Raw genomic sequence first — 26,933 nt, 5'->3', positions numbered from 1 at the left:
TTTAATCATGACCGACCGCGATTCACTGTCCCTGCAACAGCTTGTCTCCCTTCGCTACTGGGAGAACCCAGCCGTTACCCAGATCAACCGCTTACCCAGCCATCCTCCGTTTGCCAGCTGGCGAAACCAGGAAGATGCGCGACAGGATCTGCCCAGCCCGTCGATCCGATCGCTAAACGGTGAGTGGAAATTCAGCTACTTCAACCGCCCGGAAGCCGTTCCTGAAAGCTGGGTGGAAACCGATCTGAGCAGCGCGGACCCGGCCACGGTGCCGTCAAACTGGCAGCTTTCCGGCTATGATGCGCCAATCTATACCAATGTTCAGTACCCTATTCCGGTCAATCCGCCGTATGTCCCTGCCGACAACCCTACCGGCTGTTACTCGCTCACATTTGACTGTTCGGCCGACTGGCTGCAAAGCGGGCAAACGCGCATCGTCTTCGACGGCGTCAATTCCGCCTTTTATTTATGGTGCAACGGCACGTTTATCGGCTATTCGCAGGACAGCCGGTTACCGGCGGAATTCGATCTCAGTGCGGTGCTGCAAAACGGCGCGAACCGCATTGCGGTAATGGTGCTGCGCTGGTGCGACGGCAGCTATCTGGAAGATCAGGATATGTGGCGGATGAGCGGTATTTTCCGCGACGTCAGCCTGCTGCATAAGCCCGCTATCCGCCTGCAGGATGTGCAGATCGAAACCCGCCTGAGCGCAGAGTTTCACAGCGCTGAACTGCGGGTCCTGGCGGTCTGCTCGGCACAGGATGCCGGGGACCACCAGATTCACGTGGCGCTGTGGCAGGGTGACATTCCGCTAGCGGAACGCTGCCAGCCACTGGGTAGCGCAGTTATCGATGAGCGCGGCCGCTATACCGACCGCACGCTGCTCAGCATCAATGTGCCAGAACCGCGGCTGTGGAGCGCGGAAACGCCACATCTTTACCGGGTGGTCGTTACGCTGCTTGATGCCAGCGGTTCACCGGTCGAGAGCGAAGCGTATGACGTTGGTTTCCGCCAGGTCGTGGTGGAAGGCGGGCTGCTGAAGCTCAATGGCAGGCCGCTGCTGATCCGCGGCACTAACCGCCATGAACATCATCCCGATCGCGGCCAGGTGATGGATGAAGCGACGATGATCCGCGACATCATGCTGATGAAACAGCACAACTTTAACGCCGTTCGCTGCTCGCACTATCCTAATCACGCCCTGTGGTATCGCCTGTGCGATCGCTTCGGACTGTATGTGGTCGATGAAGCGAATATCGAAACTCACGGCATGCAGCCGATGAACCGTCTGTCCGACGACCCGCAGTGGTTTAACGCCTTCAGCGAGCGCGTTACGCGAATGGTGCAGCGCGATCGTAATCACGCCTGCATTATTATCTGGTCACTCGGCAACGAATCCGGCCATGGCAGCACGCACGACGCCCTCTATCGCTGGGTGAAAAGCCACGATCCCAGCCGCCCGGTGCAGTATGAAGGCGGCGGGGCCAACTCCGCAGCCACCGATATTATCTGCCCGATGTATGCCAGGGTAGATCAGGATCAGCCCTTTGAAGCCGTGCCCAAGTGGTCACTGAAAAAATGGATCGGCATGCCGGAAGAACAGCGCCCGCTGATCCTCTGTGAGTATGCCCACGCGATGGGCAACAGCCTTGGCGGGTTTGACCGCTACTGGGCGGCGTTCCGTCAGTTTCCGCGTCTGCAGGGGGGATTCGTCTGGGACTGGGTCGATCAAAGCCTGACGCGCCATGAGGCGGACGGCAGCAGCTGGCAGGCCTACGGCGGCGACTTTGGCGATACGCCGAACGACCGCCAGTTCTGCATGAACGGTCTGGTCTTTGCCGATCGTACCCCACACCCTTCGCTGTATGAGGCCCAGCGCGCCCAGCAGTTCTTCCAGTTTGCCGTGGAAAGCTATGACCCGCTGACTCTGCAAGTGACCAGTGAATATCTGTTCCGCCGCAGCGATAACGAAATTCTGCGCTGGCATATTGAGCATCAGGGGCAGCGGATCGCCGGCGGCGAACAGGTTCTGGACCTGGGTGCAGAACAGAGCCTCAGCCTGGCGCTGGGTGCCCTGCCCGCGCGGGCCGGAGAACTGTGGCTGCGGGTCGAAGTGATACAGCCCGCCGCCACCGCGTGGTCGCCTGCAGGGTATCGCGTGGCATGGGACGGCTGGCGTCTGCCTGCCGCGCTCTCGCTGCCGCAGCCGCAGCAGAGTCGCGCCCGTCCAGGGCTGACCACGACCGGGCAGCGGCTCGACGTGCAGCACGGCGTGCAGCGCTGGCAGTTCGACCGCAGCAGCGGCGAGCTGACGCAGTGGCTGCGTGGCGACCAACCGCAGCTGCTCACCCCGCTTTCCGATCTGTTTGTACGTGCGCCGCTGGATAACGATATCGGCATCAGTGAGGTCACCCGCGTCGATCCCCATGCCTGGGTAGAACGCTGGCGTCGAGCCGGTTACAACCAGCTTGAGCCGGTGCTGCTGAGCCTGCAGGCGGATGAACTGAGCGACGGCGTGCAGATTAGCAGCGTTCACGCCTGGCAGTCAGGGGGAGAAACGCGCTTTATCAGCCGCAAGCGCTACCTTTTCGACGGCGAGGGCAAAGTTAAAATCGACGTTGAGGTGGAGATTGCCGCCGGTCAGCCGGAACCAGCACGCATCGGCCTGCGCTGCCAGCTGGCTGAAATCGCAGAGCACGCCGAATGGCTCGGACTGGGACCGCATGAAAATTACCCGGACCGCAGGCTGGCCGCGGAATTCTCACGCTGGCAGCTGCCGCTGGCCGAGCTGAGTACGCCTTACGTTTTCCCGGGAGAAAACGGGCTACGTGGCGGCACGCGCGTGCTGGAATACGGCGGGCTGAAGGTGGAGGGTGACTTCCACTTCTCACTGAGTCGGCACAGCGTGGAACAGCTTCGCGATACGTCACATCGCCACCTGCTGCGTGATGAGCCGGGATGCTGGATGATCCTCGACGGTTATCATATGGGCGTGGGCGGTGACGATTCCTGGAGCCCGAGCGTCAGCCCAGACTTCCTGCTCTCTGCCCGGCAGTATCAATACCAGTTAACGCTGTCACTTTCCTGAAGCCACTTCCCCCGCGCGGTCTCCGCGCGGGCGGCGGTAAATCCAGATCAGCTGAACGGTATTCACCAACACCACGACTGCGGTAGCGGCGAATACCCAGCGGAAGCCCCCGACGGCTGAAATAGCCGACCCCATCAGCGGCCCGACCACGTTGCCGAGATACATAAACGACTGGTTATAGCCAAAAATTCTGCCCGTCACCCGGTCGCTGCAGTAGCGCAGCAGCAGGGTTTGCACCGCAGGCATCATCGCGCCGTCGGCAAACCCCAGCAGGAAGCGCAGGATACCCAGCTCAAGCGCACTGCTGGCCCACGACATGCAGACAAACAGCAATATGGAAAAGATCAGCGAAGCAAACAGAATACGCTGCGCACCGATGCGGTCGCCGAGTTTGCCGAGAGAAGGCGCGGAGAGCAGCGCCGACACGCCGGGGATCGCCGCCACCACGCCGCTGAGAAAAGCAATATTCTGTACGTTCGGCTCCAGTTCACGCACGAACAGCGTCAGGATCGGGCTGATTGACCCGTTGCATAGCTGGATAACCAGCGTAGTGAAAAACAGGCTGATCGTCAGCGTTGGCCACGGCAGGGTGCGGAACACCATGCTCCCGCTGAGATTGTCTTCTTTCTTAACCCGTATCACGCCACTCTCTTTAATCAGGAACAGCGTAATCAGGAAGCTTATCAACAGCAGCCCGGAGGTGATGATAAAGACCGCCCGCAGTCCGATCCAGTCCGCCAGCAGCCCGCCCATCAGCGGTCCCATGATCACCCCGCAGATTTGCGCCGTAGAAACCATGCTCATGGCCCACCCGCTGCGCTCCCGCGGGACCTGCGCCGCTACCAGCGCCATCGCGTTAGGAATGTAGCCAGAGGTCAGCCCCATCAGCGCACGCAGCGCCAGCAGCTGCCAGACGTTGGTGACAAAAGCCTGCAGCAGGATCACCACGCCCATGCCGAGCGAAGCGCGCAGCAGCATCAGCTTGCGCCCTTTACGATCGGCGAGGCTACCCCACATCGGCGAAACAATCGCAGAAACCAGGAAGGTGATGCTGAAAATCAGCCCTGACCAGAGCGTGAGTGATTCGGGGTCAGTGACGCCAAGCTGTTCAACATAAAGCGGGAGAAATGGGATAATCTGACTGATAGCCAGCCCGGTAAACAGGCAGCCAAACCAGACAGAGATTAAATTAACCTTCCAGGATTCCATCGGACAGCGCTTGCGGCCTTTTAACGATATGACGAGCGACCAGTGTAACAACTGTCGGCAAGGGCGTGCGGGCAAATGAGGTGAAGAACATCACTTCAGAATTTTCTACTAACCATAGCAAAGGGGCACGCGTATTCTGCGGAACAGGGAGAGCAAACGGTCAGGTATCTTCACGTGTGCTTCAAATGCTTCACGTGTGCTTCAAATGCTGCCAGCCAAACGCAAAAAACCCGCCGAAGCGGGTTTTTTAACTTTCATCATCTCAGACGTTAAACGCCGAGCTGAGGAAAAGAGTGACTATCTTACAGCGCAGTTACGTTAGCAGCTGCTGGGCCTTTCTGGCCGTTTTCGATAGTGAACTCTACTTTCTGGCCTTCTTCCAGCGTCTTGAAGCCGCCGTTCTGAATTGCAGAGAAGTGTACGAAAACGTCTTTGCTGCCGTCGGTTGGGGAGATGAAGCCGAAACCTTTCTCAGCGTTGAACCATTTTACCAAACCAGTCATTTTGTTAGACATGAGTCTTTCCTTCAATTATGTAGTAAGCCACAGGGGCACAAGGTTTTTAAACAGGGGATTACTATGAGGCACTCAAGAAGGAAGTCAGAATAAGCTGTGTAACGCTTTAACTGCAGACTGCTTTACTAAAATTGCTCGCATACGTGGGTCTGTTTCAAAACCAACGCCGTCATTTACTCATAACCCCGCGCCCAGTACAAGGGGGAAAAAAATAAAAAAGCCTGATAACACCCAACAGCATGATTTATATGCAATTATAATTATCAGTCTTTACGCGTTGTTTTACACTATTGCTCAAAGACCGTTTTTATTGCGCCAGGTCATTTTTTGCCAACGCGAATTTTCAGGCTTACTGTACGCTTCATGTATCAAAAGATAATTGTGCACTCTTCATAACTAAACCGCTGTTCTAAGAGGATAATACGGGATGTTAGAGCTGTTTAAGGCCGTGGGCCTCGGACTGGTCGTGCTTTTACCGCTGGCCAACCCACTGACGACCGTCGCTCTGTTTTTAGGGCTGGCGGGCGATATGAATTATCAGGAACGCAACCGCCAGTCGCTACAGGCGTCCGTTTACGTGTTTATTATCATGACCGTCGCCTACTATGCCGGCAATGTGGTGATGGATACCTTTGGCATTTCGATTCCCGGCTTGCGTATTGCCGGGGGATTGATCGTGGCGTTTATCGGTTTCCGCATGCTCTTCCCACAGCAGGAGGCCGGGCATTCCATGGAAGCCGAGCACAAACTGGATGAGATGAGCGAGCGGAACAAAAGCGTCAATATCGCTTTCGTTCCGCTGGCAATGCCCAGCACCGCCGGGCCGGGTACGATTGCGATGATTATCTCCACCGCCTCAACCATCCACAGCGGCACCCCTTTTGCCCCCTGGATTATTACCGTTGCTCCCGTACTGTGCTTTTTAGCCGTCAGCCTGATCCTGTGGGGCTGCCTGCGAAGCTCGGGTGCGATTATGCGCCTGGTAGGAAAAGGCGGCATTGAAGCCATCTCGCGCCTGATGGGTTTCCTGCTGGTGTGTATGGGCGTGCAGTTTATGATTAACGGCACACTTGAAGTCATCGCTAACTATCACGGTGCTTAAATCCCACCGTATTCCGGGCGGAAACGCCGCCCGGAAGGTTTTTCAGGGTGCTTAAAAATATTTCGTAGTGTTACTGGCATTCCACCACTGCACATCTACAGTTTACAGAATGTCCGGTCGTCTTTTTTCAGGTAGCGGGAGCGGACAATCCTGGCCCACCCTCTCGTATTCACAACAACGGTTAACATTCCATTGAAGGCGCTCAGACCTTTGATGGACGCGTCTGTGGAGGTTTATCATGGCTTATCACGTTCAGGGCGCAGGCCGCGCAATTACCGACTATTTTAACAGCCCGGCTTTTCAGGCGCCCAGAGAAAGCGAGCTGCTGGAAGCTATTATGATGGAGCTGATGCAAAGCGGAAAGCCGCCCAGCAACGAGGCCATTATAGCCAGCGTGATTGCCCGCCTTGAGGGGGAAGCCGATGAAGCCGTGCTGCAGGGATACCGCAATCTGCTGACGCAAATTTTCAACGGCAGCAAATAAACACGCGCTGCGCGGGCATCAGATCCGTCCTTCACTGACGGGTTTGCCTGAAAAAAAACCCGCACAGGGCGGGTTAAAGACGAGCATTGCATATCTGGAGTGACGAGGAAGTCACATTGTGTGCAGCCAGATACTGTCATCAGCGCGTTGCAGGATGATGACAGCACAAACCAGCCTGCCGGCCAGGGAAATATTCCCTATACGAATGTTTACACGGCAAACGATTGTTATTCGGCATAGCGTCATTAAGATAGGCGCCGGAAGCAGGCTGGAGACGGAAAATGAACAACTGGTACAACGTACTTATTAACCGCTTTAAAAAAGTCGGTCTCTACCTGCTGTTACCTCTTTTATCCCTTATTCTGTTTATCCGTCTGATCGACGGTATTCGCGCCCCGGAACTGCCCGCTGATTTTGCCAGCCAGTCGCTGCATACCATCGACGGCCGGGATCTCACCCTCGCGGAACTCAGCGAAAAGATGCCGCTGCTGGTGCTGTTCTGGGACCGCTGGTGCGCGGCCTGTCACGACACCATCCCACTGATGATCGGGCTTAACGATAAGCGAACCAACGTGCTGACCGTTGCCAGCAGGTCGGGAAATGACATCAGCGTGGTGCGCTACCTTAACGGGCATCATTTTTCTCTGCCGGTGGTCAACGACAGCGACGGTAGCCTTGCCGCACAGTGGCAGGTGACTACCAAACCGACGCTGATCGTTGTGGCTAAAGGCGAAGTGGTGAGCACCACCAGCGGTTGGACCAGCAACACCGGCGTGCTGCTGCGCCTGTGGTGGGTCAGAAAATGGCAGTACTGACTGGTCAGTGCGACCAGCCAGCGTCGGTTAACCGCAGTAGACTTTAGTAATGTTGCCCTGCTGGTCGCCCAGGAAGTTAATGCGATTCAGGTTAAAGTCCATCGTCACTGCGGAGTTGTAAGGGATTGCACGCACCGGCTTTTCGAAACGCAGCGTTTCCAGCGCGCTGAGCGGTTTGCCAACGTACTGCTGTAACTCCGATGCACCGCAGCGATCCATTTCAGGATCCACCGCCGCGGTCGCCGCATTTTTATGACCAGATGACTGGCAGCCCGCCAGCGCCATCAACGCCGCAACGAACGCTATTTTTCCATAATTCTTCACTGTTCCTGCTCCTCTTTTCGCGTAGATAATCGGCAAATTGAGTTAAAGATTAACAGATTAACGCCATAATGCGCAGGTAAATGAGCCTTTGGCTAACCGACGCGTTTAGCCGCCCTGCGCACGCATCGTTCATAAAACAACCAGATTTCAGTTATAATTTTAGGAGTTTTCCCAAAGAGGAGATTCTTATGGAACTGGCCATCTTTGTCACCTTTGCCGTCATCATGACGCTGGTTGCGGTGAGAGTCCGCTAACGTCCTCCCGGCCCCGGAGCTTTTTCCGGGGCAATTGCTCACGTGACCCCTTCGCTACGGTAGGCGAGTTTCCCTGCGGCGCTTGCCCCCTCTTCTGCCCCGGTGTTTCCCGAACTCGACAGTGTCCGTAACACTTGTTAACATCGAAAAAAACCTTCCGTGACAGGTTGTTGCCATGAATACCGCTCCCGACAGAGTGTCCCAAACCCTGCTCTGCGCCGGGATGTTGATTATCTGGTATGCGATTACCCTGCTGGTGAGATATCTGCCCAACCATGCCATGCTGGTCAGCAGCGGCCTGCTGATGCCGGTACTCTGCTCGCTGGAATTTGCCGTTCTGATCCCGCTATTCCGCTGGTATATGCGCCACTACGGCGATATTCACGTGGGTAAACTCTTTCCTCGCCAGGTCATGGTGTTCAGCGTGCTGCTGATTCTGCTGCTGGTGAGTCAGGCTTTTTACATGCAGCGCGAGAGCTGGACGGGGGGGCAGTTTAGCGGTAATGCCACCAGCTCGATTCTGTTCGCGCTGGCGGTGGTTCTGCTGGCACCGGTTTACGAAGAGATCCTGTTTCGCGGCTATTTAATGCAGGGCTTTTTACTGTGGGCTCCGCGCCAGCGGGTTGCCTGCTCGGTGCTGACCTCCCTTGCTTTTGCTGCGATCCATACCCAGTACGCCCACCTGCAAACCCTGATCGCGCTGGTTGCCCTTTCGCTGCTGCTCTGCGCCGCACGGCTGGTGTCGGGCGGTTTGAAGTTACCCATTTTCCTGCATATGCTTAATAACCTGCTTGGCGTTGCGCCCTGGCTGTGGCTGACCTTCAGCCGCTAGCATCATCGGTTGCACAAAAGTAAAGGTTATAACCTTTCGGCTCTCCTTATAACTTTCGCGCATATCGATAGCGAATAATCTACTATTGCTCTTATCCGTTGTTCACTTACACTCGCGAAAAAATGTAAGGCAAGGAAACGTCATGAAATTTACAGTCCCCTCAGTTATTGCACTGGCGCTGGCGGCATCCTTTGCCGCAACGGCAGCTACCCCTAAAGACACGCTGGTGATCGCGCAGTCGATTGATGACGCTAACAGCTTCGATCCGGCAGACGGCTTCGAACTCACCTCCGTGCAGGCATTTACCAACCTTTATCAGCGTCTGGTACAGTCCGATCCGCAAAATCCGACCGACCTGAAGCCGACGCTGGCTACCGAATGGAAGCCCGGCAGCGACAATCGCAGCATGACCTTCACCCTGCGCGATGGGGCCACCTTCTCATCCGGCAACCCGTTGCGCCCGGAAGACGTGATCTTCTCGCTTTCCCGGGTGATTAAGCTGAACCTCGATCCGTCATTCATTCTGGCGCAGCTGGGCTGGACCAAAGATAACGTCGACTCGCATCTTAAAAAAATCGACGATAAACACGTTGAGCTGAGCTGGACGGCGGACGTCAGCCCGACCTACGTGCTGAGCCTGCTGGCCGCGCCGGTCTCCTCCATCGTGGATGAGAAAACCGTGTCGGCCAACGTCAAGAACGGCGACTTCGGTAATAAGTGGCTGGCCCAGCACTCTGCGGGCAGCGGCCCTTATCAGATCCGCAAATACATTCCGCATGAAGTGGTGCTGCTGAGCGCCAACCCAGGCTCTCCGGCGGGCGCACCCAAGCTGAAAAACGTGCTGATTAAAAACGTGCCGGAACCGGCCGCACGCCGCCTGCTGCTGGAACAGGGCGACGCCGATATCGCGCGTAACCTGGGTGCCGATCAGATCGCCTCGCTAAAGGACAAAGCGGGCGTGAAAACCCTCGCGGTTCCGATGGCCTCGCTGTACTACGTGCAGTTCAATATCGATGCCAATCCGGTACTGAAAAATCCGGCACTGTGGGAAGCTTCCCGCTATCTGTTTGACTATAAAGGCATCGCCAACGATCTGTTGAAAGGCCAGTTCCAGGTTCACCAGTCGTTCCTGCCGGAAGGCTTCCTCGGCGCGCTGAACGACAACCCGTTCACCTATGACCCGGAAAAAGCGAAGGCCATTCTGTCAAAAGCCGGGCTGAAAAACGTCAGCTTTAAGCTGTCGGTCAGCAACCAGCCGCCGTACCTGGATATTGCTCAGGCGCTGCAGGCCAGCTTTGCCAAAGGCGGTGTGAAGGTTGAGGTTCTGCCGGGCATCAGCTCGGAAGTCGCCACCCGAGTGAAAGCGCATCAGTATGAAGCGACGCTGAACGCCTGGGGCGCGGACTACTTCGACCCGAACACCAACGCCGCCGCCTTTGCCTATAACCCGGAAGACGGCAGCAAAACGCTGGCGTGGCGCTCCAACTGGCATATCCCTGAGCTGAGCAAGCAGACGCTGGCGGCTACCGCCGAAAGCGACCCGGCGAAGCGCGTTGAGCTGTACCACAAAATGCAGCGTGAAATTCAGCAGAATTCACCTTACGTGGTCGGCCTGCAGGCGCGTAACCTTGTCGCCCTGCGCGATAACCTGAAAGGCTACGTGCAGGGAATTAACCCGGACATGGTTTACTACAGCCAGGTCAGTAAATAATGGCGGCACCTGCTGCCCAAGATCGTGTACCGCGTCAAACCGGTACACGGCTGTTCTGGCGCCGCAGCAGCGGCGCCCTCAGCGTCCTGATTTCGCTGATGGTGACGCTGCTCGGCCTGCTGGTGTTTACCTTCGGTTTATCCCATCTTTCTCCGGTCGATCCGGTGCTGCAGATCGCCGGCGATCACGCCAGTGAATCCACCTATGCTCAGGTGCGCCGCGATCTTGGCCTGGATCAGCCGCTGCCGCTGCAGTTCTGGCACTATCTGGAACACCTGGTTCGCGGCGATCTCGGCATCTCCAGTATTACCAATCAGCCGGTAGCCAGCGACCTGCTTCGCACCTTCCCGGCCACGATTGAACTGGCCACCTGCGCAATGATTTTCGGCGCGGTGTTTGGCATCGCTCTGGCGCTGCTGGCGGCCTGGAAACCGGGCAGCCTGCTGGATAACGTCGCGCGGCTGATCTCACTGCTGGGCTATTCGGTGCCGGTATTCTGGCTGGGCCTGCTCGGCCTGCTGCTGTTCTACGCGACGTTGCACTGGTCGGCAGGGCCGGGACGGCTGGATGATATCTGGATCTACACGCTGGAGCCGAAAACCGGGCTGGTGCTGATCGACAGCCTGCTTTCCGGCGATCCGGACATGTTCCGCAACGCCATTGCACACCTGTGGCTGCCGGTGGTGGTACTGGGCCTGCTGTCGATGGCAACCATTACCCGTCTGCTGCGCGCCGCGCTGCTGGAAGAGAACAGCAAAGAGTACGTCACCCTGGCGCGGGCGAAAGGCGCCAGCCGGGGCCGCATTCTGCTGCTGCATATCTTCCCTAACGTGCGCGGCACGCTGATTACCGTACTGGCGCTCTCCTACGCCACGCTGCTGGAAGGATCGGTGCTGACGGAGACCGTGTTTGCCTGGCCGGGCGTGGGTCGCTATATGACCACCGCGCTGTTTGCCTCCGATACGCCCGCAATCCTCGGCTCGACCCTGCTGATTGGCGGCTGCTTTATCGTCATCAACGCGCTGGCCGATGCGCTCACCTACCTGACCGATCCGAGGACACGATGACGCAGGCTCTTGATTCCGAAACGCTAAAACCGATTAAAAAACGGCGGAACATCACGCTGACCGTTGGCCTGACGCTGGTCGGGATACTGATTTTCGCCGCCCTGTTCGCCCCGCTGCTGGCCCCCTTCGATCCGAACGCGCAGGAAATGTCGGTGCGACTGATGCCGCCTTCGGCCAGCCACTGGCTGGGCACCGACGGCTTTGGCCGCGATCTGCTTTCACGCGTGATTTACGGTGCCCGCCCGACGCTGCTGCTGGTGTCGCTGATTCTGGTGCTGACCATCCCGGTGGGGATGTTAATCGGCATCAGCGCCGGCTACCTCGGCGGCTGGAGCGAGCGCGTGCTGATGCGTATTACCGATATTTTCCTCTCGCTGCCGAACCTGGTGATTGCGCTGGCGCTGGTGGCGATGATGGGGCCGGGTTTGATGAACGGCGCGCTGGCGCTGGCGCTGACCAGCTGGCCGCCGTTTGCCCGCCAGGCGCGTGCGGAAACCCTGGCGCTGCGCCGCAGTGACTATCTGGCGGCGGCGCGGATGCAGGGCATTAACGGCCTGCGTCTGATGTTCGGCCATATTCTGCCGCTGTGCCTGCCGACCGCCGTGGTCCGCGCGGCCCTGAGCCTGGGCGGGATTATTCTCTCTGCCGCCGGCCTGGGCTTCCTCGGCATGGGTATTCAGCCGCCGACGGCGGAATGGGGCTCAATGGTCGCCGAAGGCAGTAAAGTGATTTTCGACCAGTGGTGGGTCGCTGCCGTTCCCGGCGGTGCGATTCTGTTTGCCAGCCTGGCCTTTAACCTGACAGGCGACGGCCTGCGCGATCGACTGGATACCCGTAATGGCAACTAATGCTGATGCGCCGATTGTGGCGGAGGGGCTGACGATTTCCGCCCCTGGCGGCGCGGCGCTGGTAAAAAATATCAGCTTCACCCTTGGTCGCGAACGCGTGGCACTGGTCGGCGAGTCCGGCTCCGGCAAGTCACTGACCGCCCGCAGCCTGATGGGCCTGCTCTCCCCTTCCCTGCGCCTGCAGGCACGCACGCTGAATATTGCCGGGGAAGATGCGCTGACGCTGAGCGAACGCCGCTGGAGCCAGCTGCGCGGCAGCCAGTTGGGCATGGTGATGCAGGATCCCAAGTATGCGCTTAATCCAATGCGCACCATTGGCTGGCAGGTGGCGGAACCGCTGAAACTGCACGGCCGCTTCAGCCGCAGCGAGATCAAAGAAAAAGTGTGCGACATCCTCGCGGCGGTCGGACTGCCGCAGCCCGCGCAGCTGATGGAACGTTATCCACACCAGCTTTCCGGCGGAATGGGCCAGCGCGTGATGCTGGCGATGGCGCTGATCGCTGAACCCCGTTTCCTGATTGCCGATGAACCGACCTCCGCGCTCGATCACGCGATGCGCGATCAGGTGCTGGGGCTGATCCGTCAGCTGGTGGAAGATCGCAACATGGGCCTGCTGCTGATCAGCCACGATTTACAGCAGGTTTCCGAACACTGCGAGCGGGTCATGGTGATGTATCAGGGCGATATTCTCGACACCCTGCCCGCCGCCGATCTCCCGCACGCCACGCATCCCTACACCCGGACGCTGTGGTCGTGCCGGCCCAATAAATCCACTCACGGTAAACCGCTGCCGGTACTGGATCGCGCCGCGCTGACTGGCGGAGGCAAACATGATTGAATTAAATCAGCTCAGCGTGGCTCACCGCCAGGGCTACGAGCTGCGCACGGTGGTGGAGGATGTGACGCTGTCGGTCAGTGCCGGTGAATGTTTTGGCCTGGTTGGCCCTTCCGGCTGCGGTAAATCCTCGCTGCTGTGGGTGATGGCCGGGCTGAACCCGCACTGGCAGGGTACGATGCGGCTGGCTGGTCATCAGGCCGAGCCGGGCAAAGCCTTTACCGGTCTGCTGCGCCGCGAGGTGCAGATGGTATTTCAGGATCCCTACGCCTCGCTGCACCCGCGCCATCGCCTGCGCCGTACGCTGGCCGAACCGCTGAAGCTGCTGAAAGCCGATAACATCGACGATCGCATCAATGACGGTTTCCGCCACGTCGGGCTGGATCCGGCGATGGCCGATCGCTACCCGCACCAGCTCTCCGGCGGGCAGCGCCAGCGTGTGGCAATTGTTCGCGCGCTGCTGCTGCAGCCGAAGATCCTGCTGCTGGACGAGCCAACCTCCGCGCTGGACATGTCGGTACAGGCCGAGATCCTGAATCTGCTCAACCAGCTTAAGCAGCAGGATAACCTGACCATGGTGCTGGTCAGTCACGATCCGGATGTGATCGATCATATGTGCGATCGCGCAGTCAGGATGGATAAGGGGCGGATCGTTGGTTAAGCCGTTGATCCGCCAATTATCTTAATCAGCTAACCATAGTCAGATCCGGCATTTCTGTTGCGTCAGTACAACGCCTATAGTCCTGATATCTCTCCCGATTCAGGACTTTTTTATGCGCAAAATTCTCCCTCTGCTGTTACTCAGCACGCTGCTGCCCGGCCGGTTCGCCCAGGCGGCCACGCCTGCCGATACGCTGATAGTGGCCATTTCGCTGGATGGCATCATCAGCTTTGACCCGGCCGAAAGTTTTGAAACCGTCAGCACCAGTAGCCTGATTAATGTCTATCAGACCCTGCTGAAGCCGGGTATCGACGACCCGCGCAGGCTTGCGCCCTCCCTGGCTGCCGGATGGCAGGCGGGCAGCAGCGAACACAGCCTGCTGTTTACCCTCGAACCCGGCGCGAAGTTCGCCAGCGGCAACCCGGTCACCAGCCAGGATGTGATCTACTCGCTGACCCGAGCCGTCAAGCTGAACAAAACCCCGGCATTTATTCTGGCGGAATTCGGCTGGACGCCGGAAAACATTGATGCGCAGTTCACCGCTCACGGTGACCATCAGATTGAAATCCGCTGGGTATCACCGATCGGCCAGGACCTGGCTCTGCGCCTGCTGACCTCGCCGGTCGCCTCGGTGGTGGACAGCAAACTGGTGCAGCAGCATGCCCAGGGTGACGATCTGGGCAATGCCTGGCTGCATACCCATTCCGCCGGTAGCGCCGCCTACACCATCCGCAACTATGTGCCGCAGCAGGCGCTGGTGCTGGAACAGAATCCGTATGCGCAGACGCCGCCCCACCTCAAACGGGTGATCCTGAAGAGCGTGACCGATGCCGGCTCGCGGCGGCTGCTGCTGGAAAACGGTGATGCGGATGTGGCCTACGACCTCGGTGCCGACCAGTTCGCCACCCTGAAGCAGCAGGGCAAGGTGAACGTCGCCAGCTTCCCCTCCAGCCTGATTTACTACCTTGGATTTAATACCCAGGACAAGCAGCAGCCCGCGCTGGGAAACCCGGCGCTATGGCAGGCCGCGCGCTGGCTGGTGGACTATAAATCGATTTCCGAACAGCTGCTGAAAGGGCAGTATCAGGTACATCAGACGTTTCTGCCTGCGGGCTTTGACGGTGCGCTGACTAACGAACCGTTCCACTACGATGTGGCCAAAGCCAAATCGATTCTGGCGAAGGCCGGTATCAAACCGGGCACGCGGTTTGCGCTAACCATCGCCAACCAGCCGCCGTACAGCGACGTGGCGCAGGCGCTGCAGGCCAGCTTTGCCAAAGCGGATATTCATCTGGAGATTCAGCCGGTGGCGGAAGCCGAGCTGTGGAGCAAAATGCGCGGGCGTAACTTCCAGTCCATCTTTATCTACTGGGGCGCGGACTATGTGGACGCCAACAGCAACGCCAGCACCTTCGCCTATAACGTTCCCGGTGGGCCAAAAACCCTGGCCTGGCGCGTCGGCTGGACGATCCCGGATCTGAGCGCGCGCACGCGGGAAGCCGCAGCAGAAAGCGATGTGAAAAAGCGAACGGCGCTGTATCAGCAGCTGCAAACGGATATCCAGCAGAATTCCCCGTACGTGGTTACGCTTCAGGGGCAAAAGCAGGTTGGGCTGGGCAAACAGGTGCAGGGAGCCTGGCAGGGGATCGGCGTCAGCCTGCTTTACTTTGACCGCGTGAGCAAGAAAGGTTGATACGGGCGGGAGAGATTGCGGGTACGGCAGTCGCCGTACCCGCAGGGATAAACGATCGCGCCACTCAGGAGATCGCAGAATCCGAGGAGTGCTTGTTCTTATCCGCTTCGAAGTGCGCTTTGAATTGCTCATAAATCGAGATCATATTGCTGGCATCACCCTGTAACGGGCTGAGTTTTCCGGCTCTGACCAGTTCAATCACTAACTGCAGGGCGGCCTGTTTCGGGCTGCTGGACGGATGTGCAATTTCGTTCGACATAAAAATCCTGCTAACACAGTTTAAAAGCAAACTTTAGCAAGTTTAGCCGCTTTTCGTTACCCTTTTTACTGCGCTTCCTGCCCCCGGCACCGTTAACCGGCTTTTTTTTCGACACGCGCACCAACTTGTACATTTAAAAAAAACCTGTACAGAATTTAAAAGAACGTTAAAGTAATCCACGTAACGTATTGTGCACTTGCATAGCCTCGGAAAGTGCAGTTGGATTTCCACTTTCCGAGGTAATTTTTTCCCTTCTCTGATTATTTTTGGATCTAAAAAAAATTAATAATTGATCGAAAACAATGCCAAATCACTATCAGTAGTCTAAATTTTAACCACCACTGACAGTTGAGAGGTACAGAATGAAAAGACGCTCCGTAGCCTCATCCGTTATTCGTACCGTGGCCTACGATGTGGAAAAACGGATCCTTGAGGTAGAAACGCTTGAGCACGGCACGCTGACCTATAACAACGTTCCGTTGACGACCTGGCATTTTCTTATGGCCGCCCCGTCGAAGGGACTTTTTTTTTACGAACATATTAAGCAGCACTATCCGCAGCACTAAATGACTCCGGCGTGTTTCCATGAACCCGCCGGTCAGCCGCTCAAACCCATCGCCCTCTTCTCTGTCGCCTTTCTCACAAAAATTTGTTCAGCCCTGTGTTTCGTCTGTGCTAATTGGCACAATGCGTTAAAATAGCCACATCAATAGAGATTTACCTCAGGTTACATTCCGTTTCATAAGGACGTCCGATGCACTCGCACCACCGCCAGCCACATTCCCGTACTTCATTATTGCTGCCCCTGATGCTCCTTACGTTAGCGTGCAGCGCCGTCTCGTTTCGCAGCCAGGCGGAGAAAGTCACCGTTTCGCTGAGCCAGGAGCAGGATGGCGGAGAGGCCGGGCGCGCGTGTATCTATATTTATCAGGGTAAGGCGGAGTACCGTCGGGTTAAGGCTGATGAAGGCTGCGCGCCTGAGATCGTGGTAGAGCGCGATAAAAAATAGCCGGGGTGGGAATAGCCGGGGTGAGAAGTAAAAACGCCCGCAATGGCCGCCCGGTTAACGCCGGACGGCCGCTGACTCCGGTGGCAGTCGCACCGGTTGCAGGCAGTGTCAGTACCCTGCCTCCGCAAATTTATGCGGCTGATTAATTGCCCTGCGGGCAATCCAGTACAGTAAAATACGTTCGTCATCTTTATCCTGATCGGCCATGGATAACAGCTTCAGTCCGAGCGTCGCCTTATTGACGGGCTGTCCGGTAACGCTGAGGTCAACCACTGCTTTGCCGATGATATTGCACACTTCCTCTTCGCTGGAAATAGGTAAATCTGTTTCGCCGTTCATTGTCTCCTCCTCGTTGGTTAAATATAAAGCATAGCGTATCTGCGCACGCTGACCGAAAGAGTCGGAACATTCGTGATAGCGGCCACATCCCACATGAAAATGCGAATCAAATAATTGACTGGAATGTGCGGTAGCCTGTTGAAACCTCTGGCGGGATGTGGGCCCCGAAGGTTAATGTGTGGCTTATCGCCTATACTGATCCTGACCCCAATCTGCCAAAGGAGTGAGCAATGCTAATCGGCTTCGTATTACTCGTCAGCGCCTGCGGTCATGATGCCTGTGATGCACTACCGGTATCAGAGCATATTTTCCCCACGCGAAGCGCGTGCGAACAGATGGCAGAACGGATCCACGAACGCCGCCCGACAGCGGTACTGCTCTGCGGGGAGGTTTACCGCTAAAGGCACTCTTTACGGTATTTTTCCGGCGTCATCCCCGTCGCCTTGTGAAACATAGCGATGAATGAAGAGGGGTTGCTGTAGCCCAGCGTGTATGCAATCTCCTGCACGCTTACCGCATTTTTCAACATGGACAGCGAAGTCAGAAAACGTAAGCGGCCGCGCCACTCGCGAAATGAGATATTCATTAACTGGAGGAAACGCCGTGACAGCGTCTTTTCCGAGGTATAGACCCGTTTCCCCCACTCAGCCAGAGATCGCGTGTCCCCCGGATTTTGCCTCAGCCCGTCAATGACCGGTTTGATAAGACGATCGTCCGTCGTTGGCAGCCACGATCCCGTTGGCGTTTGCTGGAGTAATTGATCCAGCAGCACCTGCCCCAGCGTCAAATCCTGAGGCAGAGTAAGCTGTTTGATCTGCCGCTGGCGAAGATCGCGGATGATCTCCCGGACGATACCCGACAGCGGCAATACGCAGGCCTGAGAGGGAAGCATCACGGCGAGATCCGCCGGGAAGGAAACGGAGCAGTAGTCGATATTTTTTCGATTGAAGCTACAGTGACGCAGCCCCGCAGGAATCCAGACGGCAAACTGCCAGGGGGCGATTAAAACCCTCTGCTTCTCTATCGTAATCTCCATCACCCCGCCATCGCTGACATTCAGCTGCCCCCAGCTGTGATGATGCAGTTCCACTTCGGTATTGGCCGTGATTTCCTGGCTCAGGATAGAGATATTTTCCATTAGCCCGGTATCGGGATCCAGCAGCGTTGAGATTTTCTCCGCCGCGACAATACAGTTCATCGTAGTTCCTCCGTGCTGAGCACCTGCCAGGCCTGGGACAGCTCCCGGCAAAGCTGGCGGGCAAGTGATAACACCGGCCATGCCGGATCGCTATTTTCCTCTAACCCGGTGAGGCACTGGCTCCAGCTCGCCTCATCCCCGGCAGTAAAGAGACAGCTTTTCGTCGAAAGCCAGCGGTCAATCTGCCCCCGAAGCGGTCCGGACGAGGCCAGCCACGTTTGCGGGTAGCTTTGCTGCCACTGGCCGGCCAGCAGCTGCAGCGACCCCAGACGGGTCAGGAATGCAAGCAGGCCATCACTACGGCCTGCAGCCCCTGAAAATCGCATCCAGCGATCGTATAGCAGAATCAGCTCATCGGCCGGACATTGTGTGGGATGAGAGAGGGTCTGGCGCAATTCGCGCAGCGAGTGAAAAATTAAACCGGCTATACGGCCGCTGCGCGGTTCCGGCAGTATCAGGTTTATGCCCATAACAAAACCGAGCATCCCGGCAAAACACCCCGTCGCGTTAGTGATAAATTCTGAATAATCAAACTGCTGAGGATTGAGCGGGGGGGCAACAAAGTAAAACGTCGTTAACAGCGTAATCCCCCGCAGCATCCGTGGCTCACGCGCTAACATCTGCGCCCCGTAAACGATCACGGGTAGCTGGGCCGGAAAGTACAGATCTGGGTATCTTGTCAGGGCAACGCTGCTGTAAACATACTGTAGCCAGACCCACGCCAGCATGATCCCCTGTAGCGTACCGTTTAACGCTTCTGCACCGATTTTTTCAGGCTGCCGGGCCGAGGAAAGCAGGACAATATAGATGACAGCAAAGGTCATCATTACCTGACCGCCGGCCCAGCCGCTTTGATACCAGATAAACAGCAGCAGCAGCGTGGTAGCGACGGTACGGACCGCCCTGCGCAGGGCCAGATATACATCACTGTGCTGATGAAAGCGAAACCGGCAAAACCTGAACCCTGCAGGAGGATGCAGGCGGTATTTTTTATAGAGTAAAAGCTGTTCCTGCTGCTGCTGAAAATCCGCATAAAGCCGCGAGAAAAACGGCCCCTCAACAGACGGACACTTTCCCAGCAGGCAGGTTAAAAAAAACAGCCGGATGGCAGTAAAGAGATAAGAATCCAGCACCCTGGTTTCGCGGCGGCTGAGTTGATGTTCATGACGAAGGCTTTGCCGGTGAACAACCGGTAACGCAAGCCCCGCTAAAAACGATCGCAGGCGTTCAGCATCCAGGCGACGCCCGTGCCTCAGGCTGGCGTTGAAATGCAGCAGCGAACGGTAAAGCCGGGCCAGCGGCCAGGCCGTATGGCGCTTCTGGTAGAGCGGAAAAATTACGACGCTGATGAACAGCATCACCACTACGCCAAACAGCACGTTGGTCGCGCGATAGTGATAGATTTCCCACGCCCGGTCAGGATTAACCAGTACGGGGAAACCCACAAAGGCGAAGGTGTAGCCGGCCAGTAAAAACAGATACGCCCGATCGGAGTGAACAATGCTGGCGATAAACGTCATACTGCCCAGCCACAGTAGGGTCAAAGCCAGCCAGATGCGCGGACTTTCCGGGAATAAGACGATGAATACCATCCCGACGCTCAGCCCCAGAACCGTGCCCCCTATCCGGTGAGCCGCTTTGTGATACAGCCCGCCGACGAAGGTTTGCGTGACCACAATCGCACTCATTACCGCCGTTGATGCCCCCTCAATATCAAAGTAAAACGCCAGCCACTGGACAGACAAAATGGCGAGGGTGATTTGGAGAATGCGCGGCAGAGTGCGCACCGGCATCTTAATGAGCCTGAATGACATACGCTGCTCCTCAGGGCTGTATTGAAACCGTGCAGGTCATGCCGGCTACCAGCGTTATTCCCTGCAGACGACGGGAGTCGAGCGCGATGCGCACCGGAATTCTCATCGGCAAACGCACCCAGTCAAAGGTCGGATTCACATTATGCAGAGTACCTTCACTGCCCTGATTACTGTGATCGACAATTCCGCGAGCAATATTTTCCACCTTACCGTAAAGTGTAATATTGCTACCCAACAGGGTAATACGCGCTGACTGGCCGGGATGAATATCCGCAATCTGTCCCTCCTGAAAATAGGCGTAGGCATAAAAACTCTCCGCATTAACCAGCGTCATTACCGGCTGCGCGACATTAATATAATCTCCCTGCTGAACAAGAAGATTGGTAACATAGCCGTTCACCGGAGAATAGACTTTTGTCAGATGCATATTCCGCAATGCCTGTCGGTATTGCTGCTCGCTTACGTGGTAACTGGCCAGCGCCTGCTGATAATCCAGCCTGGCATTTTCTTTTTCTTCTTTACTGACCACGCCGTTGGTGAGTTTTTCACGACGGCGGGCTATTTCCGACATCTTCAGCATGGTTATTCTGGCTGATTCTTTATTCGCTCTGCTTTTTTCCAGAGCGATAGAATAATCACCGCCGTCGATTTCAAATAACAGATCGCCGCGCTTCACCCGCTGATTATCTTTTACCCACAGCCGATCGAGCCGGCCGCTGACCTCACTGGCGGGTATAACAACGTCAGCGCGGATGCGGCCATCCCGGGTCCAGTTATCCTTCTGCTCCCGGTTCCAGACCTGCCACAGCCCGATACACACCAGCGGGAGTAACAGCACCGTCAGTATCCGGTTTGTCACTGCAGGCATTACCAGCCCTCCGGAAGTAAATAGCACAGGCAAAAAAACAGACAGTAGCAGGCTATATTTAACCATGGCCGGTGCCCCGCGCCGCGCTGAACATTCGTTTCGGTCAATACCCACATTGCGGCCTTATAACCGAACCAGCCCAATAGCGCAGCGACTAAAATCCAGGGGAAGGCAATGCCAAGAAAAATAATATCGCGCATAGCCGTTATTCTCAGTGGTACACCACGGCGGTGGCCCGACTGTTCCCCTCTGACTCAAATGAGGTAATGGAAAAATAACGACATCCCAGCGCATCACTCTTGCTGGAAAGTAATCGAAGCAGTTCATCCGAAGTGGCATCCACGCGCGCCACGGATATCACACCGCACTTTATTTTCTGATGGGAAACGTCGTTTACCCTGGATATTTCATCCGCTGAATAAACGGAAAAAGTGAAAAATAGAGAGGCGAATAATATGATCCCTTTCATTTGCAATTCCTTACTGTCGTTGAAGTCGTTTTGCATAAATTCATTATTCCATGTCCGTAAATTTATTAATAATGCTATTCGGACAGCAAATACTGACTTTCAGACACCAACAGGGGAACCGCATCAAATGCGCTGCCCGGCAGGCAGCGCAGAGACGTTAATCAGAACAGCAGCGAGACCAGCCAGAAACCGGCTATCGTCATCAACAGCGAACCCAGTACGTGCACCAGGACTGACGTTAACGCCCAGAGATAATTTCCTGCCTGTAACAGCGTGACCACTTCCAGTGAGAAGGTGGAAAACGTCGTCATGCCACCGCACAGACCGGTGGTAATCAACAGCTTCCATGCCGGATCCAGCTGCGGATTACGGATAAACCAGGCCATTGCGGCACCGATAATCAGTCCGCCAACCAGGTTAACCAGCAGCGTGCCGGGGGGAAGATTAGGAAACAGTGAATTTAACCGCACGGCCAGAAGCCAGCGGATCACACAGCCGGCACAGCCGCCAATCATCACGGCCAGTAAAGGTTTCAGCATACAATCCTCAGCACTTTCGAGGCGGGGTGCCAGCGGGCAAAAAACGAATAGCCTGACACGCCGACCTCATGTTAACGGTCAGGGTTATCAGGCGTCATCAGCCCCTTACGAGCAGGGCGGTTGGGAAAGGTGGAACACCATCACCTTGTGAACCACAAGATAATCAGTCAACGCCGCTTTTGCAACAGCGGGCTGCGGCAACCGCGCCTCCAACGGCTATTCCGGCTCCATCCAGGTGCTTTGAAAATCAAACCAGCCCAGGTTATTCAGACGTATCCCCTGCGCATTCTCCGGTGCTTTCAGCCGCATCCAGTGATGAAACAGCGGCTGCAGCCAGCCCCCGCCGACCACCTGCTGTACCAGCTGGCGGGATTCAAGGGTGCCGTCGCGCCACTGCTGCTGCCATCGCCGATAGCATTCGGGATCGCCACCGGAGATATGCGGTTGAAGCAGCGGCATTCCCAGCAGCCAGGCCCCCACGTTCCACTGTTCCGGCACGGCAAAGTTTACCGTCCCCAGCCACAGATCGACCTCCGCTTCTCCACTCGCCCACTGCGGGTAGTCCAGCTCCACCACCTCAAGCGCGATCCCCTGTGCAGCCAGGTTTTTTTGCATCATTGCCGTCAGCATCGCGTATTCAGGGTGCTGCCGATGGCAGGCCAGCCGCAGCAGCGCAGGGCCAGCCTGCGTTTGGTCCAGGGTAAACGGTGAATGGCATACGCCTTCATCCATACAGTGAAACCAGGCGGGAAGCAGACTTCCCGTTGGTACCCACAGCGGCCTGATCGCTTCCACCAGCTGCGATGCCAGCTGCCACGGACTGAGTATTTCCCGCAGCCAGCGCCGCCGTTCAGGCGTTTGCCAGTGGCCAGAGCGGCTGTCGCACAGCAGGAAATATCCCCCCTGCTCAAGAAACATCTCCGCCAGCGGCTCGGAGGGCTTACCGGTAAACTTTTCGGCCTCGCCGGAAACATAGGCGATATCGCTGATGCTGGAACTGAGCCAGGCGGCGGACTGCCCGGAGGGAATAAACTGTTCGCTGGCCGCCGCGTGGGCCACATCCGGCCAGACGATCAGTTCGACCTCATCCAGCAGCCCGCGCAGACCAAAATAGTGCTCAAACGCCTGCATCCTGAGATGCCAGCGATCGTTCTCGACCACCCGGTAAGGCCCGGTGCCTACCGGATGCGCGGCAAAATCATCGCGCCGGGCGCGATCGTCGGGAAGGATCAGCGCGGCGGGATCCGTCAGCAACAGCGGCAACCGATCGTCAGGATGATCCAGCTCGACGATCACGCTCAGCGTGCCCGCCGCCGTCACCCGTTTAATATGTGAAAATAACGGCAGCGTCGCGCTGCGGGTGAGCGAGGAGATCACGTCCCCGGCGGTCAATTCGCGCCCGTCGTGAAAGCGCACCCCGCGGCGCAGAAAAAAACGCCAGCGCAGCGCGTCCAGCTGACGCCAGCGATGGGCCAGATCGCACTCTACCTCACCGCTCTGCGGATTGATGCGCGTCAGCCCGTTAAAAATCTGCCTGACCAGATGGCTCTCCGAGCGCCTGAGCGGCGTGCCAGGGTAAAGGTTAAGCATCTCGCGATAGTAGGGAATGCGCAGCGACTGATAGTTATCACTGATGCGATAGCCCAGTCGGGTACGCAGCAGGCTGGCAAGACGGCGCTTTTCATCCCCCAGCAGCTCAACGGCGGCGGCAAGGTTCCCCGTTTCCAGTAAACGATCCGCTTTTTCCACCAACAGCTGCTGTTCATCGCGCAGCAGCCTTAGCTGCGCCTGCCGACCGCGCCCCGGCGCAGCCTGCCAGTTAAGCCAGCCCTCGTTCTGCATTTTTACCAGCAGCGCCCGCATATGCCGCTTGCTGCAGCACAGCGAATCCGCCAGCGCCTGCAGGGTTGTCGCGGCCTCGCGTGAGGGAAACAGCGTCAGCAGCCGCAGGTAATGATGTTCAAGTCGTTGACCGTACATAAAAGAGGAGCCTTGAGCGAGAAAATCGAGCTGTTTTTAATCTCACCTTTTTAGTCCATTCTGCCCTGAACAGCAATCCTCCTTTATCGTCACAGGACCGTATCCATGACCCGACAGCTGAACAAAGACACCGCCGTATGTATGTCGCTGGCATCCCGCCCGGGAAATTTTGGCACCCGCTTCCACAACTATCTCTACGACGCGCTGGATCTTAACTACCTGTACAAAGCCTTTACCACCGCCGATTTACCCGCCGCTATCGGCGGCGTGCGGGCGCTGGGCATTCGCGGCTGCGCGATTTCCATGCCGTTTAAAGAGGAGGTGATTGCCCTGGTCGACGAGCTGGATCCGTCGGCGAAGGCCATCGATTCGGTGAACACCATCGTCAACACCGACGGCTACCTGAAAGCCTACAACACCGACTACATCGCCATTGCCAGCCTGCTGAAGCAGCACCAGGTTGACAGCGGACTGACGTTTGCCCTGCGCGGCAGCGGCGGTATGGCCAAAGCCGTGGCGGCCGCGCTGAAGGATGCCGGTTTCAGTCAGGGCTATATTGTTGCCCGCAATGAGAAAAGCGGCCGCGAGCTGGCGGCGCTGTACGGCTTTGAGTGGCGTGAAGATCTGGGCGATCTCCAGCCGGACCTGCTGATTAACGCCACGCCGACCGGCATGAGCGGCGGCGCGGAAGCGGAGCTGATGTCATTCACGCCGCGCCAGGTCGACGCGGCCCGGGTGATCTTCGAAGTGGTGGCACTGCCGGAAATCACCCCGCTGGTGCGCTACGCGCGGGAGAAAGATAAAACCGTGATCACCGGCGCGGCGGTGTTCGCCATTCAGGCGGTGGAGCAGTTTGCCCTGTATACCGGCATCCGCCCCGACGATGCGCTGTTCCGGGAAGCGGCGGCTTACTCCCGGCAGTAACACTCATCAAAAGCTACCAGCCAGGGTACTCTGCCTGACACTCGTTACGCAGGTAGTCGGTCGGCCAGGATACTCTGTACAACACCAGCCAGGCAGGCTGCCGGCCAGCAAAAGTGCTCTGCCTACCATCAGTTATGCAGACCGCCGGTCACCGGGTTAAATGCGCCCTTCGCTGCCGCAGATCCTGATTTTTTCCGCCACCACCTGCTTCATGGCCAGCTTACCCGGCTCCATATATTCACGCGGATCGCTGGCCCCGGGATGCGCGTTGAAGAACGCCTTCACCGCGCCGGAGAAGGCGATTTTCAACTCGGTGGCAACGTTCACTTTGCAGATCCCGAGAGAAATGGATCGTCTCAGCATCGCCTCCGGGATCCCCGACGCGCCGTGCAGCACCAGCGGGATATCCACCTGTTCACGGATCTGCGCCAGCCGATCGAAATCCAGCTTTGGTTCCCCCTGATACAGCCCGTGCGCCGATCCGATCGCCACCGCCAGCGAATCGATCCCGGTGCGGCTGACGTACTCTTTTGCCCTGGCCGGATCGGTGAAAAAGCTTTCGCTTTCGTCGACGATCACGTCATCTTCCTGCCCGCCCAGCCGTCCCAGCTCGGCCTCCACGCTGACATCATAGCGATGGCACAGACGCACCACCTCACGAACCTTCTCAATATTCTGCGCGAAGGGAAAATGAGAGGCATCGATCATCACCGACCGGACCCCGGCATGCACTTTGCGGCTGATGTCGTTGAGATCCTCATGATGATCGAGGTGCAGCGCGATCGGCAGATCGTACTTTTTCGCCGCCTGCTGGCAGATGGCAACGAGATACTCCAGCCCGGCATAGTTCCAGGTGCCCGTGGTGCCCGCCATAATCACCGGTGAGCGCAGTTCCGCTGCCGTTTCGGCAATCGCCTGCACGGTTTCCAGGTTATGAACGTTAAATGCCGGAACGGCATAGCCCTCGCGCTGCGCGTTCAGCAGCATCGAACGATTAGAAACCAGATACATTATGCCTGCTCCTTATTCATGCCTGAGAAGTCGAGCATGATTTTTCCGCTCATGGGCTTGCCCGCCAGCGCGCTAACCGCCTCGGCGTAATCCTGCGGTGCCGCCTGTATCGCGATCAGCGAGGAGAGGTCGATCGCCCCCTGCTCAAACAGCCGCACGGCCTGCTGCCATTCAACGCCGGGCCAGCGGCCCGAGTAGTTCATCCAGCTGCCGAGAATGCGCAGCTCTTTACGCAGGATCAGCCCGAAGGTGCTGCTGTTCAGCGCCAGGTCGCGGTGCAGGGTGCCGATCAGCCCAATCTGCGCCTGCGGTCCCGCAATCTCAATGCTGAGCGCCACGGTTTGCGGGCTGCCGGCGGTTTCCAGCACCAGCTGATCGAAACGGCGGGGATCCAGTACGGCGCGGATCTCTGCGGCGCTCATCTCCGCGCTGTTGAGGGTGTAATCCGCCCCCAGCTTTTGCGACAGCGCCAGCCGCTCAGGATTGATATCAATGGCCGTCACCGAACGTGCGCCCAGCGCTTTCGCACACTGCATCGCCAGCAGGCCGATCGTGCCCGCACCAACGATGATCACCTCTTTGCCTTCGCAGCCGCCGGCCAGCTGCATCGTATGCAGGCTGACGGTCATCGGCTCGAAGAACGCGCCTTCGGTGGGCGTGGTGTTCTCCGGCAGCAGGAACAGATTGCTGCGCGGCACCACGATATATTCACGATTGCCGCCGTCGCTGCGGGAACCGATAAACCGGTAGTGTCGGCACTGGGACCACAGCTGGCGCTGGCACTCTTCGCACTGAAAGCAGGGCTGCAGCGGCACGCAGGCAACCAGATTACCGGGCTGTAAATCATCAACGGCCCGGCCCGTCTGTTTTACCCGACCGCAGAATTCATGCCCGAGGGTAATCGGATAAAAATGCGCGCCGTTGTGAAAAATACGCGGGATGTCCGAGCCGCACAGCCCCGAGCTGATGACCTCAACCAGCACATCATCAGCGGCTTCAATCTGAGGCAACGGTCTTTCTTCAACCGTAACGCTGCCTCCGGCGTGGATCACGACAGATTTCATGAGTGAACTCCAGAATGGCGG

29 protein-coding genes and 1 riboswitch are annotated in these 26,933 nt (G+C 57.4%); of the genes, 15 read left to right on the top strand and 14 right to left on the bottom strand.

Features of this window, described 5'->3' with window-relative positions; translation table 11 throughout:
* Positions 1-7: 7 nt before the first annotated feature.
* On the top strand, positions 8-3,088 hold the full coding sequence (locus PGH32_RS00495; RefSeq protein WP_337892897.1) for a beta-galactosidase: 3,081 nt from the start codon (positions 8-10) through the stop codon (positions 3,086-3,088).
* On the opposite strand, the gene PGH32_RS00490 is transcribed toward PGH32_RS00495, so the two are convergent.
* Positions 3,077-4,297 carry a multidrug efflux MFS transporter gene (locus PGH32_RS00490; protein WP_314418704.1) on the bottom strand — a complete coding sequence of 407 codons (1,221 nt, stop codon included), beginning with the start codon at positions 4,295-4,297 and terminating at the stop codon, positions 3,077-3,079. The genes PGH32_RS00495 and PGH32_RS00490 overlap by 12 nt on opposite strands.
* 302 nt (positions 4,298-4,599) lie before the next feature.
* Complete coding sequence (gene cspE, locus PGH32_RS00485; protein ID WP_012442280.1) at positions 4,600-4,812, bottom strand: transcription antiterminator/RNA stability regulator CspE; 213 nt, start codon at positions 4,810-4,812, stop codon at positions 4,600-4,602.
* Positions 4,813-5,239: 427 nt separating this feature from the next.
* On the opposite strand from cspE, the gene PGH32_RS00480 reads away from it, so the two are divergent.
* From PGH32_RS00480 to PGH32_RS00470, 3 genes are all read left to right on the top strand, one after another.
* Positions 5,240-5,914 (top strand): MarC family NAAT transporter, encoded by a 675-nt coding sequence (locus tag PGH32_RS00480; RefSeq protein WP_337892896.1) that lies wholly within the window; start codon positions 5,240-5,242, stop codon positions 5,912-5,914.
* Positions 5,915-6,152: 238 nt separating this feature from the next.
* Positions 6,153-6,398 (top strand): biofilm development regulator YmgB/AriR family protein, encoded by a 246-nt coding sequence (locus PGH32_RS00475; RefSeq protein WP_314418710.1) that lies wholly within the window; start codon positions 6,153-6,155, stop codon positions 6,396-6,398.
* A gap of 281 nt (positions 6,399-6,679) precedes the next feature.
* A complete protein-coding gene (locus tag PGH32_RS00470; RefSeq protein WP_337892895.1) occupies positions 6,680-7,213 on the top strand; it encodes a redoxin domain-containing protein in 534 nt (177 codons plus the stop codon).
* 27 nt (positions 7,214-7,240) lie between these two features.
* Here the strand turns inward: PGH32_RS00470 and PGH32_RS00465 are convergent, their stop codons facing one another.
* Positions 7,241-7,537, bottom strand: a complete 297-nt coding sequence (locus PGH32_RS00465) for an I78 family peptidase inhibitor (protein ID WP_314418714.1) — start codon at positions 7,535-7,537, stop codon at positions 7,241-7,243.
* Positions 7,538-7,966: 429 nt separating this feature from the next.
* Between PGH32_RS00465 and PGH32_RS00460 the strand changes: the two genes are divergently transcribed.
* The 7 genes from PGH32_RS00460 (at position 7,967) to PGH32_RS00430 (ending at position 15,438) form a co-directional block, all read left to right on the top strand.
* Positions 7,967-8,623 carry a CPBP family intramembrane glutamic endopeptidase gene (locus PGH32_RS00460; protein WP_314418715.1) on the top strand — a complete coding sequence of 219 codons (657 nt, stop codon included), beginning with the start codon at positions 7,967-7,969 and terminating at the stop codon, positions 8,621-8,623.
* Positions 8,624-8,765: 142 nt separating this feature from the next.
* Complete coding sequence (locus PGH32_RS00455) at positions 8,766-10,334, top strand: ABC transporter substrate-binding protein (protein WP_337892894.1); 1,569 nt, start codon at positions 8,766-8,768, stop codon at positions 10,332-10,334.
* The gene (locus PGH32_RS00450) at positions 10,334-11,401 is read left to right on the top strand and encodes an ABC transporter permease (protein WP_314418719.1); all 1,068 of its coding nucleotides are present in this window, start codon (positions 10,334-10,336) and stop codon (positions 11,399-11,401) included. The genes PGH32_RS00455 and PGH32_RS00450 overlap by 1 nt, the downstream gene beginning before the upstream one ends.
* Positions 11,398-12,249, top strand: coding sequence for an ABC transporter permease (locus PGH32_RS00445; RefSeq protein ID WP_337892893.1), 852 nt, complete (start codon positions 11,398-11,400; stop codon positions 12,247-12,249). The genes PGH32_RS00450 and PGH32_RS00445 overlap by 4 nt, the downstream gene beginning before the upstream one ends.
* Positions 12,239-13,087, top strand: a complete 849-nt coding sequence (locus tag PGH32_RS00440; RefSeq protein ID WP_314418724.1) for an ABC transporter ATP-binding protein — start codon at positions 12,239-12,241, stop codon at positions 13,085-13,087. The genes PGH32_RS00445 and PGH32_RS00440 overlap by 11 nt, the downstream gene beginning before the upstream one ends.
* Complete coding sequence (locus PGH32_RS00435) at positions 13,080-13,745, top strand: ABC transporter ATP-binding protein (protein ID WP_337892892.1); 666 nt, start codon at positions 13,080-13,082, stop codon at positions 13,743-13,745. The genes PGH32_RS00440 and PGH32_RS00435 overlap by 8 nt, the downstream gene beginning before the upstream one ends.
* A gap of 112 nt (positions 13,746-13,857) precedes the next feature.
* Positions 13,858-15,438, top strand: a complete 1,581-nt coding sequence (locus PGH32_RS00430; protein WP_337892891.1) for an ABC transporter substrate-binding protein — start codon at positions 13,858-13,860, stop codon at positions 15,436-15,438.
* 64 nt (positions 15,439-15,502) lie between these two features.
* Here PGH32_RS00430 and PGH32_RS00425 read toward each other — a convergent pair whose 3' ends face one another.
* Complete coding sequence (locus PGH32_RS00425; protein ID WP_123335578.1) at positions 15,503-15,697, bottom strand: hypothetical protein; 195 nt, start codon at positions 15,695-15,697, stop codon at positions 15,503-15,505.
* A 362-nt stretch (positions 15,698-16,059) separates the two neighbouring features.
* Here PGH32_RS00425 and PGH32_RS00420 point away from each other — a divergent pair, with 362 nt between their 5' ends.
* Together PGH32_RS00420 and PGH32_RS00415 are read left to right on the top strand one after the other, a co-directional pair.
* A complete protein-coding gene (locus tag PGH32_RS00420) occupies positions 16,060-16,263 on the top strand; it encodes a KTSC domain-containing protein (protein ID WP_337892890.1) in 204 nt (67 codons plus the stop codon).
* Positions 16,264-16,505: 242 nt separating this feature from the next.
* Positions 16,506-16,706, top strand: coding sequence for a hypothetical protein (locus PGH32_RS00415; RefSeq protein WP_337892889.1), 201 nt, complete (start codon positions 16,506-16,508; stop codon positions 16,704-16,706).
* Positions 16,707-16,814: 108 nt separating this feature from the next.
* Here PGH32_RS00415 and PGH32_RS00410 read toward each other — a convergent pair whose 3' ends face one another.
* Entirely contained in the window at positions 16,815-17,045 is a 231-nt protein-coding gene (locus tag PGH32_RS00410) for a hypothetical protein (RefSeq protein WP_314418731.1), read from the bottom strand.
* Positions 17,046-17,275: 230 nt separating this feature from the next.
* On the opposite strand from PGH32_RS00410, the gene PGH32_RS00405 reads away from it, so the two are divergent.
* Entirely contained in the window at positions 17,276-17,446 is a 171-nt protein-coding gene (locus PGH32_RS00405; RefSeq protein ID WP_314418734.1) for a hypothetical protein, read from the top strand.
* On the opposite strand, the gene PGH32_RS00400 is transcribed toward PGH32_RS00405, so the two are convergent.
* The 7 genes from PGH32_RS00400 to sgrR all read right to left on the bottom strand — a co-directional run bounded on the left by PGH32_RS00400 (position 17,443) and on the right by sgrR (position 23,913).
* Positions 17,443-18,243 carry an AraC family transcriptional regulator gene (locus PGH32_RS00400; RefSeq protein ID WP_337892888.1) on the bottom strand — a complete coding sequence of 267 codons (801 nt, stop codon included), beginning with the start codon at positions 18,241-18,243 and terminating at the stop codon, positions 17,443-17,445. The two genes, PGH32_RS00405 and PGH32_RS00400, sit on opposite strands and share 4 nt — an antisense overlap.
* Positions 18,240-20,057 (bottom strand): FUSC family protein, encoded by a 1,818-nt coding sequence (locus PGH32_RS00395; RefSeq protein ID WP_337892887.1) that lies wholly within the window; start codon positions 20,055-20,057, stop codon positions 18,240-18,242. Before PGH32_RS00395 ends, PGH32_RS00400 begins: the two co-directional genes overlap by 4 nt.
* A 10-nt stretch (positions 20,058-20,067) precedes the next feature.
* On the bottom strand, positions 20,068-20,925 hold the full coding sequence (locus tag PGH32_RS00390; RefSeq protein ID WP_337892886.1) for an HlyD family secretion protein: 858 nt from the start codon (positions 20,923-20,925) through the stop codon (positions 20,068-20,070).
* Positions 20,925-21,125, bottom strand: coding sequence for a DUF1656 domain-containing protein (locus PGH32_RS00385; RefSeq protein WP_337892885.1), 201 nt, complete (start codon positions 21,123-21,125; stop codon positions 20,925-20,927). Before PGH32_RS00385 ends, PGH32_RS00390 begins: the two co-directional genes overlap by 1 nt.
* Before the next feature lie 11 nt (positions 21,126-21,136).
* Entirely contained in the window at positions 21,137-21,430 is a 294-nt protein-coding gene (locus PGH32_RS00380) for a DUF1471 domain-containing protein (RefSeq protein WP_337892884.1), read from the bottom strand.
* Positions 21,431-21,555: 125 nt separating this feature from the next.
* Positions 21,556-21,933, bottom strand: coding sequence for a fluoride efflux transporter CrcB (gene crcB, locus PGH32_RS00375; protein ID WP_314418747.1), 378 nt, complete (start codon positions 21,931-21,933; stop codon positions 21,556-21,558).
* A gap of 81 nt (positions 21,934-22,014) precedes the next feature.
* Positions 22,015-22,087: riboswitch (Fluoride riboswitch) on the bottom strand.
* A 62-nt stretch (positions 22,088-22,149) separates the two neighbouring features.
* Positions 22,150-23,913 carry an HTH-type transcriptional regulator SgrR gene (gene sgrR, locus PGH32_RS00370; protein ID WP_337892883.1) on the bottom strand — a complete coding sequence of 588 codons (1,764 nt, stop codon included), beginning with the start codon at positions 23,911-23,913 and terminating at the stop codon, positions 22,150-22,152.
* A gap of 105 nt (positions 23,914-24,018) precedes the next feature.
* Between sgrR and PGH32_RS00365 the strand changes: the two genes are divergently transcribed.
* Positions 24,019-24,837 carry a shikimate 5-dehydrogenase gene (locus PGH32_RS00365; RefSeq protein ID WP_337892882.1) on the top strand — a complete coding sequence of 273 codons (819 nt, stop codon included), beginning with the start codon at positions 24,019-24,021 and terminating at the stop codon, positions 24,835-24,837.
* 156 nt (positions 24,838-24,993) lie between these two features.
* Here the strand turns inward: PGH32_RS00365 and PGH32_RS00360 are convergent, their stop codons facing one another.
* Positions 24,994-25,848 (bottom strand): tagatose bisphosphate family class II aldolase, encoded by an 855-nt coding sequence (locus PGH32_RS00360; protein WP_337892881.1) that lies wholly within the window; start codon positions 25,846-25,848, stop codon positions 24,994-24,996.
* Entirely contained in the window at positions 25,848-26,912 is a 1,065-nt protein-coding gene (gatD, locus tag PGH32_RS00355) for a galactitol-1-phosphate 5-dehydrogenase (RefSeq protein ID WP_337892880.1), read from the bottom strand. Before gatD ends, PGH32_RS00360 begins: the two co-directional genes overlap by 1 nt.
* Positions 26,913-26,933 lie beyond the last annotated feature (21 nt).

It is taken from the genome of Erwinia sp. SLM-02 (assembly GCF_037450285.1).
GTDB lineage: Bacteria > Pseudomonadota > Gammaproteobacteria > Enterobacterales > Enterobacteriaceae > Erwinia.
This window is presented reverse-complemented; position numbering and strand designations above follow the sequence as displayed.